Origin of the sequence: Microcoleus sp. S1D4 (genome assembly GCF_036700765.1) — a bacterium.
Taxonomy (GTDB): domain Bacteria; phylum Cyanobacteriota; class Cyanobacteriia; order Cyanobacteriales; family Microcoleaceae; genus Microcoleus.
The window spans coordinates 67,402-85,911 of record NZ_JAUBPP010000023.1; the positions used below are offsets into that span (position 1 = coordinate 67,402).

An 18,510-nucleotide genomic window follows, 5' to 3' on the forward strand; every position below is an offset into this window, starting at 1 on the left:
TCGGTTAAATTAAAAAATCAGGCAGGTGCAGTGCTCGTCAGAGCGATCTGACAGCATATCAAAACTTCTTATTTTTATCGTAATTCTGATGATTGCCAAAGGAGATTTATGCAACTGACAGAAAACACACAAGAAGAATTAAATCATAAACTAGACAGAGAAATTTTGGTGCGGCGGATCACAGAACGCATCCGCCAATCTCTAGAATTAGAAGATATTTTAACCACTGCGGTAGCAGAAGTGCGGTCTTTTTTAAAAACAGATCGCATCATGATTTATAGGTTTAGTCCCGACTGCAGCGGAGAAGTTGTTGCCGAATCAATTAATAACAACCGTCTCCCTTCCTTGAAGGGTTTGCACTTTCCAGCAGACGACATCCCCCCCCACGCCAGGGAGATGTATGTCAGGATGCGCCAGCGGACGATCGTAGATGTTAACTCCGGGACGATCGTCCTGAGTCCCCTCGATGCCGCCGATACTGGTCAACCTTTATTAAACGAAGAAACGCACTACCGATCGCTCGATCCTTGCCACGCAGCTTACCTGATGGGAATGGGAGTACAATCTTCCTTCGTCGTGCCGATTTTGCACCGCCGGATCGTGTCGAAAAACAGCCAAACAGAAGATATGTGCGAAGCCCCCGCGTGCGTGACTAGATACGAGCCGGGAAGCGATCGCCAAACTCACATCGAACTGTGGGGACTCTTAGTTGCTCACCACTCGGTTCCCCGCAATATTTTACCCACAGATTTAGAAGTAGTTCAGCTCGTAGCAGATCAACTGTCAAATGCGATCGGCCACTCGAGCCTGCTCCACCAAATCCGCTCTCAAGCAGCCCGCGAAGCCACCGTGAGCCGCATCGCAGCCATGTTGTACGGTCACGCCAATATTCAACTGCAACAGGCTTTAGAGGCCACTGTAGCAGCCTTTGGTGGCAGCGGTGGCAGAATTTATCTCAACGCCCCGAATGTCAAAAACAGCGACAAGTTATCGGTTAAGGGCGATCGAGCATTTGCCATTGCTGCCCAAAGCGAGCCTAGCTTTGAACTGTTCGCCACCGGCGAGCAACCCACACTTTCCAACGGAGAAACACCAGGGGCGATCGAAGCTCATCCGCTCTGGCAGCAATGGCTGAGCAAAGGATTCAAAAACACCGAAAAAATTCCCAAATTCTCAACTTTTACTAATTCTCAATTCCCAGCTTGGATAATTACAGACCTCTACAAAGAATCTCAATTTCGAGTTTTATTCCCAGCTTTCCAAGCTACTAAAATTCGGGGTTTGCTGGTAATTCCCCTCCACCACGAACAACAAGTAGTAGGCTGTTTGACCATTTTTCGCAATGAAATTGATACCGAAAAAATGTGGGCGGGGCGCTTTGACAGCAGCGCTGCACAAACCCTTCCCAGACAATCCTTTGAAGTCTGGCGAGAAATCAAAAAAGGTCAGTCGCCAGAGTGGAAACGGGAAGATATCGAGCAAGCTTTAGCGATCGGCAGCCAATTTTGTGCGGCAATTGGGCAGTACCTACTTTATAAAGAAGTGCAGGCCCTGAATGCCAACTTGGAGCGCCAAGTTCAAGAACGTACCGCCCAATTGCAAAAATCCTTGGACTTTGCTCGAGTATTGACCAGAGTTAGAGACCAAATTCGCAGCACCTTAGATTTAAAAACCATCCTCCAAACTATTGTGCGGGAAGTGAGAGTTTTGCTCGATACGGATCGCACCGTAATCTATCAATTTACCGCCGCCAAACAGGGCGAGGTAGTTGTCGAAGCTGTGCGCGGCGAGTGGGAGTCAATTTTAGGTCTCAAATCTCCACAAGAATGCTTCCCCGAAGGCTCAGAGTGCTTTTACCGAGCTGGACGAGTGCGAGCAATTAACGATATTGAGACTGAGGATTTAACGCCCTGTCACCGCGAATTTTTGGAAAAATTGCAGGTGAGGGGAAGTTTAATTGTGCCGATGATGGGCACAGATACCGAATGTTGGGGGTTGCTGATAGCCCACGAGTGTTCCGCGCCGAGGGTTTGGCAAACAGCAGAACAAGAGTTGCTGCAACATTTGGCCTCTCAAGCTGCGATCGCCATTCACCAAGCAGAACTTTATCAAGAAAGTCTCAATGCCGCAACTGCCGATCGAGACAAAGCCGAACAGCTAGCTAAAACCCTCACAGAACTCAACAATACCCAAGCCCAACTGATTCAAACCGAAAAAATGTCCAGTCTCGGACAACTGGTGGCGGGAGTCGCCCACGAAATCAACAACCCCGTTAACTTTATCTACGGAAATCTTTCCCACGCCAGCGAATACAGCAAAGATTTGCTCTGCTTGGTGGAACTCTACCGCCAGCACTATCCCAATCCCCACCCAGAAATTAGCGAGTGCTCCGAAGCCATCGACGTTGAATTTCTGGCCGAAGATTTGCCCAAAATTTTGACTTCCATGAAAGTCGGATCTGAGCGCATCCGCCAGTTAGTTGTATCTTTGCGGAATTTTTCTAGACTCGATCAAGCTCAAAAGAAACCTGTTGATATTCACGAAGGCATCGACAGTACCATGTTGATTTTGCAACACAGATGCAAATCCCAGTCCGATCGCCCCAGCGTAGAAATCATCAAAGAATACGGCAATTTGCCCTTAGTAGAATGCTATGCGAGCTCGCTAAATCAGGTATTTATGAATTTGCTCGGCAATGCCATTGACGCGCTAGAAATGGGACAAAAAGAGCAAATTATCAATGTTCCCGGACTCTCTGCCAGCGCAGCAGCAACATATTTTAGCTCTCAGAAACCGGAGATAGAACCTGCAGATATAAATGGTAGCAGCGAGTCTTTGATTCCTGATTTTTCCTACCCTTCCATTCGGATTCGTACCGAATTAATCGATGAAACAACAGTAGGAATTTGCATTGCAGACAATGGTCACGGCATTCCCAAAGAGTTGATTTCTCACATATTTAATCCCTTTTTTACGACTAAACCCGTCGGTCGGGGGACGGGTTTAGGACTTTCTATCAGTTATCAAATTGTAGTTGAGAAACACCAAGGAACACTCAAGTGTATTTCTGTGCCAGGTCGCGGTACAGAGTTCTGGATCGAGATTCCGGTGAATTAGCAAGCTCTGCTTAAGGCAAGAGTATCTTCACCAGAACCGAACCGAGGGAGCCGAGAAGACTCATCAAGTTGCCGTTACCCCCAGTGCGCGGCTCGGTTGGTTTTTGGCGCGCCACAATGGCTTCGGCTAACTGCTTTGACAATTCCTGACCTTGGGGATTTCCTTGATCGGTAAAGAGTTGCTTAGCTCGATCGGCATCTTGAGTCGCCCCGGCGAAATCTCCCAAATCAGCCCGAGACATACTGCGCGCGAAATAAACGGCGGCTAGATCCGATTTCATATTCAGGGCTTGATTGTAATAATCAATGGCGTTTCTGTAGTTTCCCGCTTGAGCTTCCATTACTCCCAAGCGATAGAAATCTTCCGCGCTGCCGATATTAGTTGGCATTCCCCTAACTCCCAGCAATTGGGCGTTAGTTAAATTGGTGTCAGTTAAATTGGCATTGCTGAGATAGGCGCTTCTCAAGTCAGCTCCGCTGAGGTTTGCTCCGCTGAGGTTTGCTCCGGTGAGGTTGACACCAAACAAACTTGTGCCGCTGAGATTGGCTCCGCTGAGGTCGGCTCCGGTGAGGTTGGCTCGGCTGAGATTTGCCAATCTCAAGTCAGCTCCTTTGAGATTCGCTCCTGTTAAGTTGGCTAAAACCAGACCGGCACTGCTCAGGTCGCAGTTGGGGCACTGTTTCGTGGCTAGTAATTGTTGCGTGTGTTGGATGTTCTCGGCCATTGCAGGAGCTAGAGGCGCGATCGTGCTCAGCAGCGTTGCAGCAGCAAGGATTCTTAGTTTCATATTAATCCGTCCAAAATCCCAAATATTAAATCTAAAATAGCTTTTATCACAGCAAGTGAAAGTCAAGATAACAGATATTGCTAAATATTACCTGATTCTAGACATTATACATAGGGCTTACGCACAGGCGATCGGAAACCGGGTTTTTTAGGAAAATATGCGCGTTGTAGTCCACAGATAGGGTAAAAACCCGGTTTCTTTGACCTGAATGCGTCCAAGCCGATACATTAAAATTAACGTCCTCAACAGATTGCCAAATAAACATTTCGCCACCAATAAATAAGGGTAACAAAAAGCTTGTTACCGCTTAGAAAAACCTGGCAAACCTGGGTAAGCTCTGCGGTATAAGCTTTAAACGTTCTTTCTTAGCGCTTACGCTTCCTCTCTGGTCAAGGTTGACCAAGAAACTCCAGTTAAAAACGCTATAATAATCACAACGACGTGATATTTTAGCGGAACGTTTGATCTTTTTATTTAGTTGGTTCCACTCGCTCCAGACGTGCTTTTCTGAGTTCACCTCAGAATAGGCGGTTAAGGAGCGAGGTATTTTTTCACTTAATTTCATAGCCCTACGAGCAATTACCAGTGCAGCCGCTTCGTCACTCGCTAATCCATACATTCTCAGGTATTTCACCAAACCGATAACGCTTGAATAAGCTGGATTGACCGCAATCAACTCAATACCACGATTCGACAAAATAGAACCCAATTGCTTGTAGAATTCACTGTATGCCCAGCCCGACAACATCCGAGCGTACTTTCTACTTCTCTCTCCCAGAGATTGCTTTTTTGTTGATAAATCAAGTTCTTCACAAACTACGGGACATTCAAATTCCGTGGCTCTTATTGCTAGTTGCAAGCAGGCATTAACAATCTGAGCCTGCTGCTTGCCATTCGGTAAGCCCATCTGCAATGGAATCTGCCCTTTGGCTTTGAGATTCCCTTCAGTATCAACATACGCCCACCCAAGAGAACCAGGATTCATATCGATACCAATGCAACCGTACATCCTATTTCTAGAAACTTGATTCACAGGCTTGGGAGTAAATTGCACGGCAATAACCCACTTTCCGTTTTTACGGTAGAAATGCCAGGTCTTAGCCCCGCATTCTGGTAGTCTATTTATGTTGCGATTGAAATCACCAACCTCCGAAGATACAGCTTTCCCGAATCGTGACTCTAAGCATTTGGGAACTCTAAAGGTTATTTTTTTCCCATTCCACTGGGAGACTTGATTGCCAAAAGACTCGTCTTTAGAGCCGACGACAAAAATATCACCGTGAGGGACGAAGACTTTGATTGGCTTGACTCTTAAGTGTTCGAGCCTATTCGTTAACAAGGTCAGTCTACGCTTTTTATGGTGTATTTGAAAGCGTAAACTCTGCCAATTGGTAGATTTGTATTGGAGCGAGCAAGCTATGGGAAAATTACAACCTGTCTTTGAATTCTGCCATTTTTTTTTGGCATAAAATTTACGGGCTAAGGCCAACTTACGTTCGGCTTTCTTGAGCCATGCATTAATGGATTTAATCTTTCCTTCAAGAGTCTTTATGTGTAAATTTTTGTGTTCTTTAGCGCCGTCTACACGACCTTTGGCAGCACTGATTACGCCATTTGCATGGCGCTTATTGATGCCGTAGGTTTGCTGTAAGTGTGTGTTCCAGTCGGACTTCTTGAATTCTGTATTTAAAAGTAAGTGGTTGACTGTTTCAATACTTGCAGCCCTGAAAATTGGGGCGTAAGCTTCCAAGAACATCTCGAAATCTGTAAATCCAAGTTCGTTGAGTTCATCTGCTGGCGTGGGCAAGCCTTTACAATAAGTTAAGGTAGCCATTGATTCGACCTTTCAATGTGGTTGCATCCTAGTATATTAATCGCTTCGCGCAGGATTTGCAAGTTTTTCAATGAGTTTCTTTTATTTCCGAAACGTCGCTGGCGAGGTCTTTTTCAAAGGTTGCACCTTCTCTTTCGATCGAAATCACCAACGCTAATTAGTCTGTTCGTCAATTTACCTAGGTTTTAGTTACTAAAACCTAGGTAAGTCTAGGTAAAATGTCAACTGCTGTTACCCTTGAGCAGCGGTTCTCACCAACCATAAAATTTAAAACTTGACACTCCTCGGCAATCGGGCACGAGGATTCTTAAGACATTTGGGTCTTAATATCCCTATTGCTAGGGTTCCCAGGCTGACCGCATTTGCACGTTACGCGCACAATCATATCTCCTCTGTGAATGTTTTGGGCGTAGACTTTCCCCCAGTCCGGAGGTAGGTTTTTACATCTTGTCTGATTGCTATACTCTACCATATTCATTTGTGAAGATGGATTTGTTATTTTACTTAACAATGCAAAAAAGCCGTCCTCAAAGGACGGGGTTTTCAACCCAATTTTCTGATAAATTAGTCGTGGATCGTGCCGTCGGGCATCGTCGTACCCTTAAGATATACTCCGTTCAGGTTAACTTTTGTAAGGTTTGCTCCTAGGAGATTTGCCCCGCTTAAATCAGACGCACTTAAAATCGCTTCTGTCAAGTCTGCCCTAATTAAGCTCGCTCCCATTAAGTCGGCTCCGCTGAGGTCTACTTTGCTCAGGTTTGCGCCAATTAAATCGGCTTCTGTCAGCACCGCCCTCCGCAAGTTTACTCCGTAAAGATTTACTCCGTGCAAGTCTGTACGGCAGAGTATTGCCCGAGATATGTTGGCTCCAATTAAAGTTGCTTGGATCAGCGAAGCACCGCTCAAGTCTGCTTTGCTCAAATTTGCTCCCATCAACTCTGCTCTGTACAGGTTAGCTTCCAGTAAAAGTGCTTCTGTGAAGTCCGCTCCAGCTAAGTCGGCTCTGCTCAAATTGATTTTGGACAAATTGGCTTTGCCAAAGTTGACTCTGCTGAGTTTGCCTTTGCTGAGATTGGAGCCAATCAAGTCTGCTTCATACAGATTGGCTCCAATCAATTCTGCTTCGTAGAGGTATACTTCGTGCAGGTAGACCCCACTAAAATTTCTTTCTCCTATTGCGTATAGCTTGAGCAGTTCGTCAACTTTCATTTTGCCTTCTCTACACCTTTTAAATGCAGAATACTGTCAGTTGGTTGGTTATACCGGATGTTCTGCCATTTGAGATTTTAGATGCTGACAGGTTCACAGGCCCAGAACTCTGAGACTGTTTGGGGAGTAGAAGCGCAAAACAAGATTCTCTTTGCCCCTGAATTAACAAAAATTAAGATTAATTTTTTTAACAACCTCGATCGCACTTTTTGAGTAAATCAAACATCTTAACTCAAAAGGGCGATCGAGGCCATAAGTTCTTGCGTATAGTTGAGTTTACTGAGGAATGGTGTGACCGCGATCGCTAATTGATGTTAGTAGTATCACATAGAAACAACCGTTTCGATCGCGACAAAGCCCAAAAAATAGCCGATAATGGTACCGTGCGGCTGGGAAATTGACAATCCCACCGCCTGCGTGTTTTACTCAACAGGCGATCGAGCAAGTAGTTTCACAGAGACAGGCCTGTGGCACGAAGGTCGGTTCTAGCGTAACTCGACGCAACCTGTTCAGATTGATGAAAGTGCTGATATCGCAGGATTTATGGCACAGCGAGAGCCAGAAATGCACTTATGGGTACAGGGAAATGTATGTGTAAAATTTCGATCGCTGGCGTACAGATTTAACCTGTTTGCTAGCACGTAATGATTAAAAATTGCCAATATCGGCACAAAAAATACCGAAACACACCATGAAGACGATGATAAATGTTGAGTAAAAATAGCAAAAATGATATCACATAGAATTTAACTATTGCAGCGAATGTAGCAGTCAAACGGTTAACCAAGATCGGTATTAGCAAGGACGCTGGTGCGATCGTCGAAGACAAAACTTACCCAAAAAACAGGTAATTTCTCAAAAAATATGGTTGCAGCCCCGGGCTAAATCAAGAACCGGCTTACTATCGTCTGAGTAAGCCGATGACTGAAAAAAATTGATGGAGAGCGCTTGTGTATTGCTTGATTAGCAAACAACAGGCGATCGATTGGGACGGGGCCGATTTTTATCCCTTGTCAAACAAACCTATTGTATAACGCAAATCGTGAGGTAATTGGTATGGCTGGAGTATGTAAACTTAGCATCACAGAGACAATTGAAGAATTGAAAAGCTTGTTAAACGAACAAAAAACGGCAAGCGGATTTCAAAAAATTCAAGCACTTTACCTGTTTAAAATTTGTCAAATTAAGACAGTTAAAGAATTAGCAATGACAATCGGCGTCAACCGAATTACCGTGCAGCGGTGGCTGAGAAAATACCGCTCTGAGGGACTTGAAGGACTTCTAGAAACAAAGCACAGCGGCGGCCGCAAGCCTGCGATTCCTCCTCTAGCCCGCGCTAGTTTGGCAATGCGCCTCAGCGACCCCCAGAAAGGCTTTAAAAGCTATGGAGAAATTCAAGAGTGGTTGCAGCAGGAATACAGCATTGAAGCTTCCTATAAAGCCGTTTACGCAACAGTCAGATATCAGCTAAAAGCCAAGCTGACGAAAGTCTAGACAGTTGATACTCGCGCAGCAAGTCAATCACCGTCCAAAAGTTTGCAGGTTTTGAAATTTTTGAGGATTTGGATCTTCAATACAAACTAAACTAATTGTTTTTGAACTAAAAATTGCGCGCGCGGGCCAGGAACCCGGTTTCTTCCTAGATACTGCGCTAGCAAACCAAGATGTTTCGCAAAAACCGGGTTTCTTTGGCATCAGTTTTGTGAAGCAAACTCGCTCTCAGAGTTTGTGAAAGATGCTTAAAAAATGTGCCATAATTTATAGCTTGCAAGTTTTGTCTAATTTGCAGGTTTTGTTATATAAAGGTAAAAATCTGCAGCAATTAAGGCAGAAACCGATCCAAAGCCGCTTTCAATTCTTCTATTTCTGTATCAATATTGCCTTCTTTAGCGGCTCGGGCGATGCACTCGGTTAAATGTTCGTCAAGAATGATTCTCGCTACGCGATCTAGGGCTCCTCTAACTGCTGCAACTTGCACGAGAACTTCGGGACAGGGACGGTTTTCTTGCACCATTGTTTTGATACCGCGGACGTGTCCTTCAATGCGAGATAAGCGATTTACCAACCGCCGCATCGATTCTTCATCGTGATGGTGAGGGTGGGCCGATTCATTGTGATGGTGGTGGGAATTTGAGGGCAAGGATTTGTCAGTAGAAGTATCAGATACAATCATTGGGGTTATGCTATTTTAGATTTTAGATTTTAGATTTCGGAATGAGTTATTCGGTAAGGGTTGGCTCCCGTGTCTAGTGTTGCATTATTTTGTGAAACTGATGTTAGTCAAGAAAATTTTCAAGTTAGAATTGAGAATATGTTGAATTAGTCAAAGCTGCTGACTCATGTATTGTAACTGTCAAAATATATTTAGGATCTAGAGAGCCGCAAATAATTAAGCGGGCGCGATCGCACACCTTCGCACACCTTCACCAGAATAACTCAGAGTAACAAAGATTGACGCTATGCGACTATTTAAGTTTTTTGACCGCGCACCCCGCACCGGCGATCGCCACTTCGCCCTAATTTTAGGAATGACGATCGCCCTGAGCGTTCTAGCAATCAATCCTGCACTGGCTTTAGCAATTGACAAAAATCCGCCAAACTCGCGGGAAATGGCAATAACAGCCGTGCAGCAAGCAGATTTGAGTTCCCCAGCGACTCTGCCAAATCCGCAAATGCTAGCGCTGCAGAGCCCGGAAATCCTGGCGGCGACAAATACCAACAGTTTTGTGACGGCGGCAGTCGAGCGAGTCGGGCCGGCAGTTGTTCGCATTGATACCGAGCGCACTGTCAGTCGCAACCTCGACCCGTTAATGGAAGACCCCTTCTTCCGCAGATTTTTGGGAGAAGATTTGCGCAGCATGACCCCCAGACAAGAACGGTTGCGCGGTCAAGGTTCCGGCTTCATCATTGACAAAAGCGGGATTGTTTTAACCAACGCTCACGTAGTTGACAAAGCCGATCGAGTGACTGTCACCTTAAACGACGGCAGGACATTTCCAGGAGAAGTGCAAGGTACTGACGAAGTAACAGATTTGGCTGTTGTCAAAATTAATACTAAGCAATTAGACTTACCGACGGCCACCTTGGGAGATTCCGACGCGGTGAAAGTGGGAGATTGGGCGATCGCCGTGGGCAACCCTCTGGGATTTGACAACACCGTCACCTTGGGCATTATCAGCACTCTCAAACGCTCCAGTGCAGCCGTTGGCATCCCCGACAAGCGGCTCGATTTCATTCAAACGGATGCGGCCATCAATCCCGGCAATTCCGGCGGCCCGCTGTTAAACAGCAGGGGAGAAGTGATTGGTATCAACACGGCGATTCGAGCTGATGCAATGGGTATTGGGTTTGCAATTCCGATCGACAAAGCCAAGGCTATCTACGCGCAGTTAGCCAAGGGAGAACAAGTCAGCCACCCGTTTTTGGGGATTCAGATGATTGCTTTGACTCCTGAAATGGCCAGAGAGAATAATGCTGACCCCAATGCTCCTGCGATCGTGCCGGAAGTTACAGGGGTATTGGTGATGCGAGTGGTGCCCAATACGCCTGCTGAGAAAGCCGGGATTCTGAAGGGAGATGCGATCGTTCAAATTGACGGCGAGAAAGTGACACAGCCGGCACAGTTGCAAAATTTGGTGGAAAACAGCCAAATCGGTCAAATTCTCAAGCTGAAGGTGCGCCGCGGTGCCCAGACGAAAGATATTGCGGTTCAAACTGCTCAATTGAGGGATTTTTAGGAAAGAAGGGGAAGGGGGGAAACTGTTAGAAACCCTTTCCTTCTTCCTTCTTCCGACTTCCCTCGGACTGACATCCGTTACATCCGTTACATCCGTCGAGCGAATCCGTTGCCGAACTTCCTTCCTCTATATGACACGAATTCAGCTTGCATATCCCAAAATTCCAGATAGTAAAAATTGCCCTAACGAACAATGTATAGCTTTTGAAAAGTACGATGGCACTAATTTTCATTGGGTTTGGGAATTTGAACTCGGTTGGTATGCTTTTGGTATGCGCCGCAGTAGATTTGATTTGGATGAAATGGGAATTGCAGAATTTAATGCTGCACATCCAGGTTTAGAAGCAGCACCTGAAATATTTAAGAGAGATTTTGCTAGTCCGTTAGAGTCTATATTTCGAGAGAACGAACAGTATCACTGTGATGCAATTACTGTGTTTACAGAGTTTTTTGGTGCTAACTCGTTTGCGGGAATGCACCAAAAGGACGATCGCAAACAATTAGTGCTTTTTGATGTGGAAACCGAGGGCGGTATGGTTCTTCCCGATCGGTTTATTCAGGACTTTGGTAAATTAAATATTGCGCGAGTGATTTATCGTGGCAAATTAACTGGCAAGTTTATGGATGATATTCGCGAGGGAAAATACGGTGTGGATGAAGGTGTTGTGTGCAAGGGAGGCAGCAACTCTAATAATCTGTGGATGGTGAAGATTAAGACAGATGCGTATATGCAGAGATTACGGGAAGCTTTTCAGGATGATTGGGAAAATTACTGGGAGTAATATCAAACTGATAGATCAACTGTCACAAGCCAAAGTGGAAGATGTCGGCAATCCCCTGGGATTTGACAATACCGTTGCGTAAGTCATCAGGAATTAAAGTATATTGGTCGTAATCAATAGACAGCCAATAAAAAAATCAGGGAAAATTTAGTTATGACATCTGTGGAGCTTGAAAAAAAAGCCATGACTGAAGAAGAAGTGGCAAAGTTATGGGAAGCCTTCAAAGTATTTGACGCAGACGGGAGCGGTTCTATCTCATCAGAAGAACTGGGTCAAGTGATGCGATCGCTAGGCCAGAGTCCTAACGAAACCGATCTGCGCGACATGATCAAGGAAGTGGACGTAGACTTGTCGGGCAGTATCGATTTTGAGGAATTCAAAATGCTGATGGTGTCCCAGCAGGGCGATCGCCAGAGTCGTCTCAAAATGGCATTTAGTGTATTTGACGAGGATGGCAGCGGTCAAATCACTAAAAACGAGATGCAGGGTGTGATGAGCCAGTTTGGGCTCACAGAGCAAGAGCTGGATGAGATCATCAAAGAGGTAGACAATGATGGCGATGCCTCAATTGACTTTGAGGAATTCTGCAAACTGGTACCGGATGAGTCAGAGCTCGCAACCGGATATAAAGACTCGCCCGTTCCAGTTGTCAGTACACAGACAACCGAGATTTCAGATAGTACAGCCGCTGCGATCGCAAGTACAGCAACTGCGATCGATGAGGCAGCTTCTGCCACTATTGAACCTAATCTAGAAGAAGCACCCACCGATAGCAATCCAGAAATAGCGCGGCTAAAAGAACTACTCGCCCAACACCCACAAACTGAGAAGAAGCGCGGTACGTCCCGCTTACAGATGCAGATTGGTTTGTTTCGTCTGATCCAGGGAGCCGCCTACCGCAGCTTCCGCGAGAGTTTCTCCGCCAACCACCAGACTCACCTGCGCGTGAGAAATTTGCCGTACAGAATCGCTGATTTTGTGCAATTTGTCAAAACTGCGATCGCCCTTTATAAAGGATTAGGTATCGTAGAGTCTGCGTGCAACCCTGTACTGGATGCAGTCGTGAAATCGATCGAAGATGAATATGCCAGACTAGAGGCTCGCATCAAGAAGTGGAAGACGATCGAAAAAACTCCAGAAATGTTGGCAGAACAAAAAGCCATGTTGGAGGCGCGGGGTAAATCTGCCACCGCCAAGGAAAAGTTTGCCGCGGGAGTCGAGTTTGCAATCACCATCAAGAAGAAGAGTCTCAACTTGCGCGACATCGCTGAGGGCGTGCTTGCCATCAACGAACTCAACCGACTGCGAAAAATGGAGCTGAGTGAGGAAATGGCACCGCCACCAGCCCAATCCGAGGGAAATCCCAAAGATTACCTGAAGAAGTGGAACCGCGTCATCCTCTCGGATGCCTCAGAGAAAATCGATGGTGCGATGATGCCAGTCGCCTATTGGTATGAAGACTTTATGCCGAAGTTGCTGGCTGCCTTTAGCGTCAGCACCGCAGCAGACATCCCCTTGAACACGGTGCCTGACGAAACGGCTTTAAACCAGTGGTACGAAGCCACTAAAACGTCAGGGGAATTTGGGCGCTATGGGGCGGATGTTATAGAAAGCTTTCCCAAATGCGCTCCAAAACAGCAACTGATGCTCAAACAGGCATGGCGCTTGACGCACAACTACCTAAATGGGGTACAGAAACGGCGCGAACGCATGGAGTTTGGGCGCGAGTCTGGCGAACTTTCGCAATATGTGTCATTTATCGACGTGTATCTCGATCGCAGTGAAATAAAGAATTCACAAATGCGCGTCAGCTTCCCTTACTATATTGGCCCTGCGGTGTGGCGTTTCTTCCACACTACGGCTGAAATCGTCTCTACGAAGACCCCCAAACAGCAAAAAACTCTGGTGGCCATCTTCAAGGACTTTTTCAAGCTGTTTGCCACTATGTATCCCTGCCCCTACTGCCGCCACCACCTCAACGCCTACGTCGTGCAGAATAAGGAGGTGGAAATGTACCCTGTGGAGTACCTTGTGCTTGGGCGTGACCCGCGTCTGAATAACTTTGAGGTATCAATGGAGGCAAAGCTGTCCACCGTAGTAGATGGCGATTCCCTGCGCTTATTCTTCTGGAAGCTGCACAATACTGTCTCCTCATCAATTGCGCGATCGGAGGAGTGGTATCACAAGGATGAGAAAGCATTTTATACCACCCGTTATTGGCCCAGTATTGACTCTGAGCTAGCACGAGCCAAGGCCCTCAAACACATCAGCATTGCCACCGATCGGATGTACCGCCTCTACGGTATGCTCAAACCCGCAGCACGACTGACAGGGGTGAGAACAACTTTGCAAAAGCTCTTGGATAAGCGGGATGAGGAAGGCATCAAGGAGGCTTGCTTAGTTGCCCAAGATTATATCAAGGAGTTGGAGGAGGCGATCGTCACCGGACAATTCTTACAAGAGACATATTACTTTGACCCCGATCTTGTGGATCAAGCTCCCGTCTTCAGTCCTGAAGAAGAGGAGTTTGCTCGCAGCGGTGTGTTCGTAGAGGTTGCTTAGATATCAGTGAGTAAAAAGTTAAGTTTTTAAGCTTAACTTTTTACCCCTTCAAAATTTCGAGAGAATGAACTGTATCACTGCCCTGAAATTACTGTGTTTGCAGAGTTTTTTGGTGCTAATTCGTTTGCGGGAATGCACAAAAAGGACGATCGATGGTGAAGATTAAGACTGATGCGTATATGCAGAGATTGCAGCAAGCTTTTAAGGATGATTGGGAAAATTACTGGGAGTAATATCAAATCTGAAGGCTAATTTTTTTCATGAATCGATCGAGTAGTGCGATCGCTGAAACCCTCTTTTGGTCGCCTTTTACCAGAAGAGTTGACAAAGAACCTATCTTGTGATGAGATGGTAGTGGTGAAGGTGCAGAGCGATCGCGTAAATGTCGGGGTGGCTACTGTTACAACAGATTGTATTTGTGTGAAACTACTACTAAAATATGGCAGGAAAACAGATCCCTGATAGTGCTATCGAGCAAGTTGCTCAACACATTAATACCAGAAGCAATAAAAATTACGGTATTCCACTTATTGGGCATGAAGGGAATATAGAAACGCCTCAAATTTTTGAAATTATTCAGTTTGACAAAATTGATGATAGCGATAGAAGGTTCTACGCGATAGATGGTAGTTACAACAGTGAGCAGTTTTATAATGGTTTAGCCATAGCAATTTATGCTGCTGGTTACGTTTGCTTTCATCAAGGTAAGCAAATTAGGATGAATTCATTAGACGATCCCGTTGTACTTGGACAGGCATACTATCCGCAGAATATTTTAATCACACATCAGAATCACTTAAATGCCATTTATAATGAATTTTTAACCTTAGAGCCAATAAAATATCTATTCAAATTTCTGGAAGATTCACCAGAAAATATTTTTCCCTATAAAAAAGAACTAATTTGCACAAACTTATCAACGTTGCTCGGATTCTGTCAGGAAGTCCTAGAGATTGCACTGATTTTAGAAGTGATTGATCTGCCAGAAACAAAAGCTGGGGATTTTATTTTAAGAGATGGTACATTACGTCCCCTCCAAATAAAGCAGAAATACTTAGTAAAATTGGGCGAGTATGCTCATAAAAAACAGATAAAAATAGTGTCTGTGACTAAGCAATCTCCAGTAAAAATGGAACTGGCTTATACATTCAGACAAATTGATAATTATCTGCAAGATCAGCTTAAGCCTGAGTATCCTTTTGTACAAACAGACTCCAAACGCCAAAAACTCTGCTGCTGGTTTGAAATCCCTGATGTTGTTCTTAAAGCAGCATATCAGGGAGATATGTTTATTAAAAAATCAATTAGTGGAGGAAGAGGATTTGGGCTATTTATGGCAGCGAGATTAGATTATGTAGAAAAGCTCCAAAACTATGACTGGCTTATAGCTGATGTGAATATTTTTGATGCTATTCCACAAATCCGAGCCGGCTCATATGAAAGATGTAGGGAAGAACTTGAGTTAATATTTAAGGAGCTAACTCGGCTTACACAAGAACACTATATTCTTGGCTATCCCTACCCATTATGTGAAGTACATAATTTCATATCCTTGAAAAGAAATTTTAAAGATGAGATAATTGCTCGCCTTAAATACTCTCTTTATAAGGATCAGAGAATGGATAACGTCGATATTGAAAATCTATTTTTAGACACACACGACAGATTTTAGGAGCGAACGCAATGGGAAAAGTAGATTTTGGTGTTTTATATGGGCAGAAGACAACTGAAGATGCCCTATTGATATACTCATCCTATGAGGATGCTAAAGCTAGTCCACAAACTGGCGACTTTATTGTTCTGACACCCAAAGATGAAGGAAATACAAAGTATCTTGCTAGGGTCGAAGCAGAAATTTATGATGAAGATCCTATCTTTAAGTCACAGGAAAAAACGTTAGTAGCAGTACATTATGCTCGAATTGCAGAAAGAGAGCTTTCTGAGCGAGACAAACAGAAAATGTTCAGTTACACCTACAAAGTTCGGATTCTAGGAACATTTACAGATAGCGGATCTACCATTGCTTTCACAACGGCTGTTAGGAAACTTCCCACAGTTTCTTATATTGCAAGACATCTAAACAAACGCGAAATAGAGTCAATTCTCAACAAAACCAATGAAAATGGCGCTGAAATTGGATATCTTTGTGTAGGAGAAACTATTTTTCAGGACAAAGGCCCTATTCTTTTCCAAATTGATAAATTGCGTAACAAACGCACGATGGTATTTGCTCAATCAGGTTTTGGCAAAACTAATCTTGTTAAGGTACTCCTTTATCATATGACTCGCAATAAGTCATATGGAAAATTGATTTTTGATTTGAATGGCGAATATTTTTTGCGTGGCACAGCTACATACGGATTGGGAGATATCGATGAAAATTCAATTCGCGATAATGTTGTCGTGTATACGGACAAAAAGTTACCAGAAATTTATACACAACAGAATCGATTTATTTCCGGTGGTAAAGTTACGCTCAATATGCACAGGCACTTAGCAGTAGGGGACATATTAAATTTTGGTGGTGGTTTCTCTGAAGTAATGAAAGCTTTTCTTCTCTACCTTGATGAAGAGGGTGTATCTAATTTTGTGGGAAATATTGATAACTATGTTCAAACTCCAAGCAATCTTTATCGAGATTTTTCGGATTTCTTTGGCGAACAGAAAACAGATAAAAATGGCAACATTAAAGAAGATGTATCTGCCAGGAAAACAATTATGGCAATTCGGAAAAGGATTCGTCATTTAATTGATGAAGGTAATTTACATTCTGGAGGATCAAATCTCATAGAAGATGTATTCAAATATTTGAAGCAAGGAAAGACTGTTATCATTGACCTGTCCCTAAAAGACAACATGGATGCCAGCATTATTTCAACTATTCTGGTTCGGAAATTGTTTGAAAGCAACAAGGAAAAATTCACTTCAGATCAACCAGAAGAAGTTGTCAATGCCGTTGTATTTGTAGAAGAAGCCCAAAATGTTTTATCTCAGGAATTCGTTAAGAGTAATGCCAATCCATTTGTTAGAGTTGCCAAAGAAGGACGCAAATTTGGGCTGGGATTAGTCGCTGTAACACAACGTCCATCTGCTATTTCTGATGAAATTAGAACCCAAGCAGAAAATTTCTTTGCTTTTCATATGGGAAATTCTGACGATATTAAAGCACTGGTAAAGTCTAATATCAATTATGATGGGGTGATATCCAACTTTATTCAGCGCGAGACAATTGCAGGTAATCTCTACATGGTTTCATCTGATCAAGCTTTCGCCCTGCCGGTACGAGTAACTGAATTTGAAAAGCTTGTAGAATCAAAAGTTTATAGAGAATCTAAATTTAATTAATGGAAAATAATGATTTTTCTACAACTGATCATAAACTTCTTATCAAAGAACAGATTATCCAAAACCTAGAAGATTATGGGGTTTTTTGGGATCGAGAAAATAACAAAATCATTGTAAATAATTTTAATGATTTTAGAGAAGTCCAAAGAAAACTCTCTGAACAAACAAACTTAAAGGGTCAGCAATATAAATGTAAAGTTCAGAAATATCTAGCAGAATCTTCAGATATTGATATATCTAAAATAGATCCATATCTTGTCCTTGTTGAACCCAGAGCAGAACATCAAAGACTATGGGCGTATGCTATATCTCACTGGTCGATACCCGTTACAAATGGTTATGGTAGACGGATTCGATATTTTGTTTTTGATAGCCAAAATCATAAATTGATCGGGATTATTGGACTTTGTGACCCTGTAATTGGTTTGGGAGTACGAGATGAAAATTCTATTAATTGGACAAAGAATCAGAAATTGAAACGACTGTATAACTGTATGACAGCCTATATTTTAGGAGCCATCCCTCCATACAATCGAGTGCTTGCCTCAAAATTAGTTGCCCTTGCTGTAATGTTTCCAACAGTTCGTCAAGACTTTAATAGAAAATATAAGAATAAATCTTCTCTTATTACAGGAGAAAACAAAAAATCTGATCTTGTTTATATTGATACGTTAGGAGCCTTTGGGAAATCAGCAATCTATAATCGTTTGATTAACTGGGAATTTGTTGATTATACTAAAGGTCAAAGTCATCTTCATATAACAGCCAATGGAAGTTGGGAATTAATTAAGCAAGTTGTACCACCGGAAATTTTTGAAACCTACAATTTTGGCAAGGGGCCAAATTGGAAAATGCGTATCTTAAAAAGGGGACTACGAGAACTTGGATTATCAGAAGATATGGTAAGCATTGGTTGGCAGAGAGCATACTATCGTTGTCCATTAGCAGCAAATTGGAATGAATATTTATTAGGAGAGACAGATTCTGTCGTCTGGCGAGAATTTACACAAAAAGACTTAGTAACTTATTGGCATGAAAGATGGGTTACTCCTAGAATGGATGCGCTGCAAAGCAAACTAGAGGGGGAGTTAACCTAATCTCTTAGTGTACCGCACCCTTCACTCCAAAACCTCAATCG

At 43.8% G+C, this 18,510-nt stretch carries 12 protein-coding genes; 8 read left to right on the forward strand and 4 right to left on the reverse strand.

Annotated elements, in window-relative coordinates; genetic code table 11:
* Window positions 1–108 precede the first annotated feature (108 nt).
* Window positions 109–3,117, forward strand: coding sequence for a GAF domain-containing protein (locus QT998_RS21535; RefSeq protein ID WP_333090878.1), 3,009 nt, complete (start codon window positions 109–111; stop codon window positions 3,115–3,117).
* A 10-nt stretch (window positions 3,118–3,127) separates the two neighbouring features.
* Here QT998_RS21535 and QT998_RS21540 read toward each other — a convergent pair whose 3' ends face one another.
* The 3 genes from QT998_RS21540 to QT998_RS21550 all read right to left on the reverse strand — a co-directional run bounded on the left by QT998_RS21540 (window position 3,128) and on the right by QT998_RS21550 (window position 6,947).
* Entirely contained in the window at window positions 3,128–3,904 is a 777-nt protein-coding gene (locus QT998_RS21540; RefSeq protein WP_333090877.1) for a pentapeptide repeat-containing protein, read from the reverse strand.
* Window positions 3,905–4,211: 307 nt separating this feature from the next.
* Window positions 4,212–5,738 carry a hypothetical protein gene (locus QT998_RS21545; protein WP_333090875.1) on the reverse strand — a complete coding sequence of 509 codons (1,527 nt, stop codon included), beginning with the start codon at window positions 5,736–5,738 and terminating at the stop codon, window positions 4,212–4,214.
* A 564-nt stretch (window positions 5,739–6,302) separates the two neighbouring features.
* Entirely contained in the window at window positions 6,303–6,947 is a 645-nt protein-coding gene (locus QT998_RS21550; protein WP_194010561.1) for a pentapeptide repeat-containing protein, read from the reverse strand.
* 1,056 nt (window positions 6,948–8,003) lie between these two features.
* Here QT998_RS21550 and QT998_RS21555 point away from each other — a divergent pair.
* Window positions 8,004–8,441, forward strand: coding sequence for a helix-turn-helix domain-containing protein (locus QT998_RS21555; protein WP_333090872.1), 438 nt, complete (start codon window positions 8,004–8,006; stop codon window positions 8,439–8,441).
* Between the two features lie 328 nt (window positions 8,442–8,769).
* Here QT998_RS21555 and QT998_RS21560 read toward each other — a convergent pair whose 3' ends face one another.
* Window positions 8,770–9,120 carry a metal-sensing transcriptional repressor gene (locus QT998_RS21560; protein WP_194010563.1) on the reverse strand — a complete coding sequence of 117 codons (351 nt, stop codon included), beginning with the start codon at window positions 9,118–9,120 and terminating at the stop codon, window positions 8,770–8,772.
* Window positions 9,121–9,406: 286 nt separating this feature from the next.
* Here QT998_RS21560 and QT998_RS21565 point away from each other — a divergent pair, with 286 nt between their 5' ends.
* The 6 genes from QT998_RS21565 to QT998_RS21590 all read left to right on the forward strand — a co-directional run bounded on the left by QT998_RS21565 (window position 9,407) and on the right by QT998_RS21590 (window position 18,469).
* Complete coding sequence (locus tag QT998_RS21565) at window positions 9,407–10,684, forward strand: HhoA/HhoB/HtrA family serine endopeptidase (RefSeq protein WP_333117697.1); 1,278 nt, start codon at window positions 9,407–9,409, stop codon at window positions 10,682–10,684.
* A gap of 130 nt (window positions 10,685–10,814) precedes the next feature.
* Entirely contained in the window at window positions 10,815–11,465 is a 651-nt protein-coding gene (locus tag QT998_RS21570) for an RNA ligase family protein (RefSeq protein WP_333117698.1), read from the forward strand.
* Window positions 11,466–11,648: 183 nt separating this feature from the next.
* Window positions 11,649–14,027, forward strand: coding sequence for an EF-hand domain-containing protein (locus tag QT998_RS21575; protein ID WP_442921990.1), 2,379 nt, complete (start codon window positions 11,649–11,651; stop codon window positions 14,025–14,027).
* 439 nt (window positions 14,028–14,466) lie between these two features.
* On the forward strand, window positions 14,467–15,699 hold the full coding sequence (locus QT998_RS21580) for a hypothetical protein (RefSeq protein WP_333117700.1): 1,233 nt from the start codon (window positions 14,467–14,469) through the stop codon (window positions 15,697–15,699).
* An 11-nt stretch (window positions 15,700–15,710) separates the two neighbouring features.
* Window positions 15,711–17,372, forward strand: coding sequence for an ATP-binding protein (locus QT998_RS21585; RefSeq protein WP_333117702.1), 1,662 nt, complete (start codon window positions 15,711–15,713; stop codon window positions 17,370–17,372).
* The gene (locus tag QT998_RS21590) at window positions 17,372–18,469 is read left to right on the forward strand and encodes a Druantia anti-phage system protein DruA (protein ID WP_333117704.1); all 1,098 of its coding nucleotides are present in this window, start codon (window positions 17,372–17,374) and stop codon (window positions 18,467–18,469) included. Before QT998_RS21585 ends, QT998_RS21590 begins: the two co-directional genes overlap by 1 nt.
* Window positions 18,470–18,510: the final 41 nt, after the last annotated feature.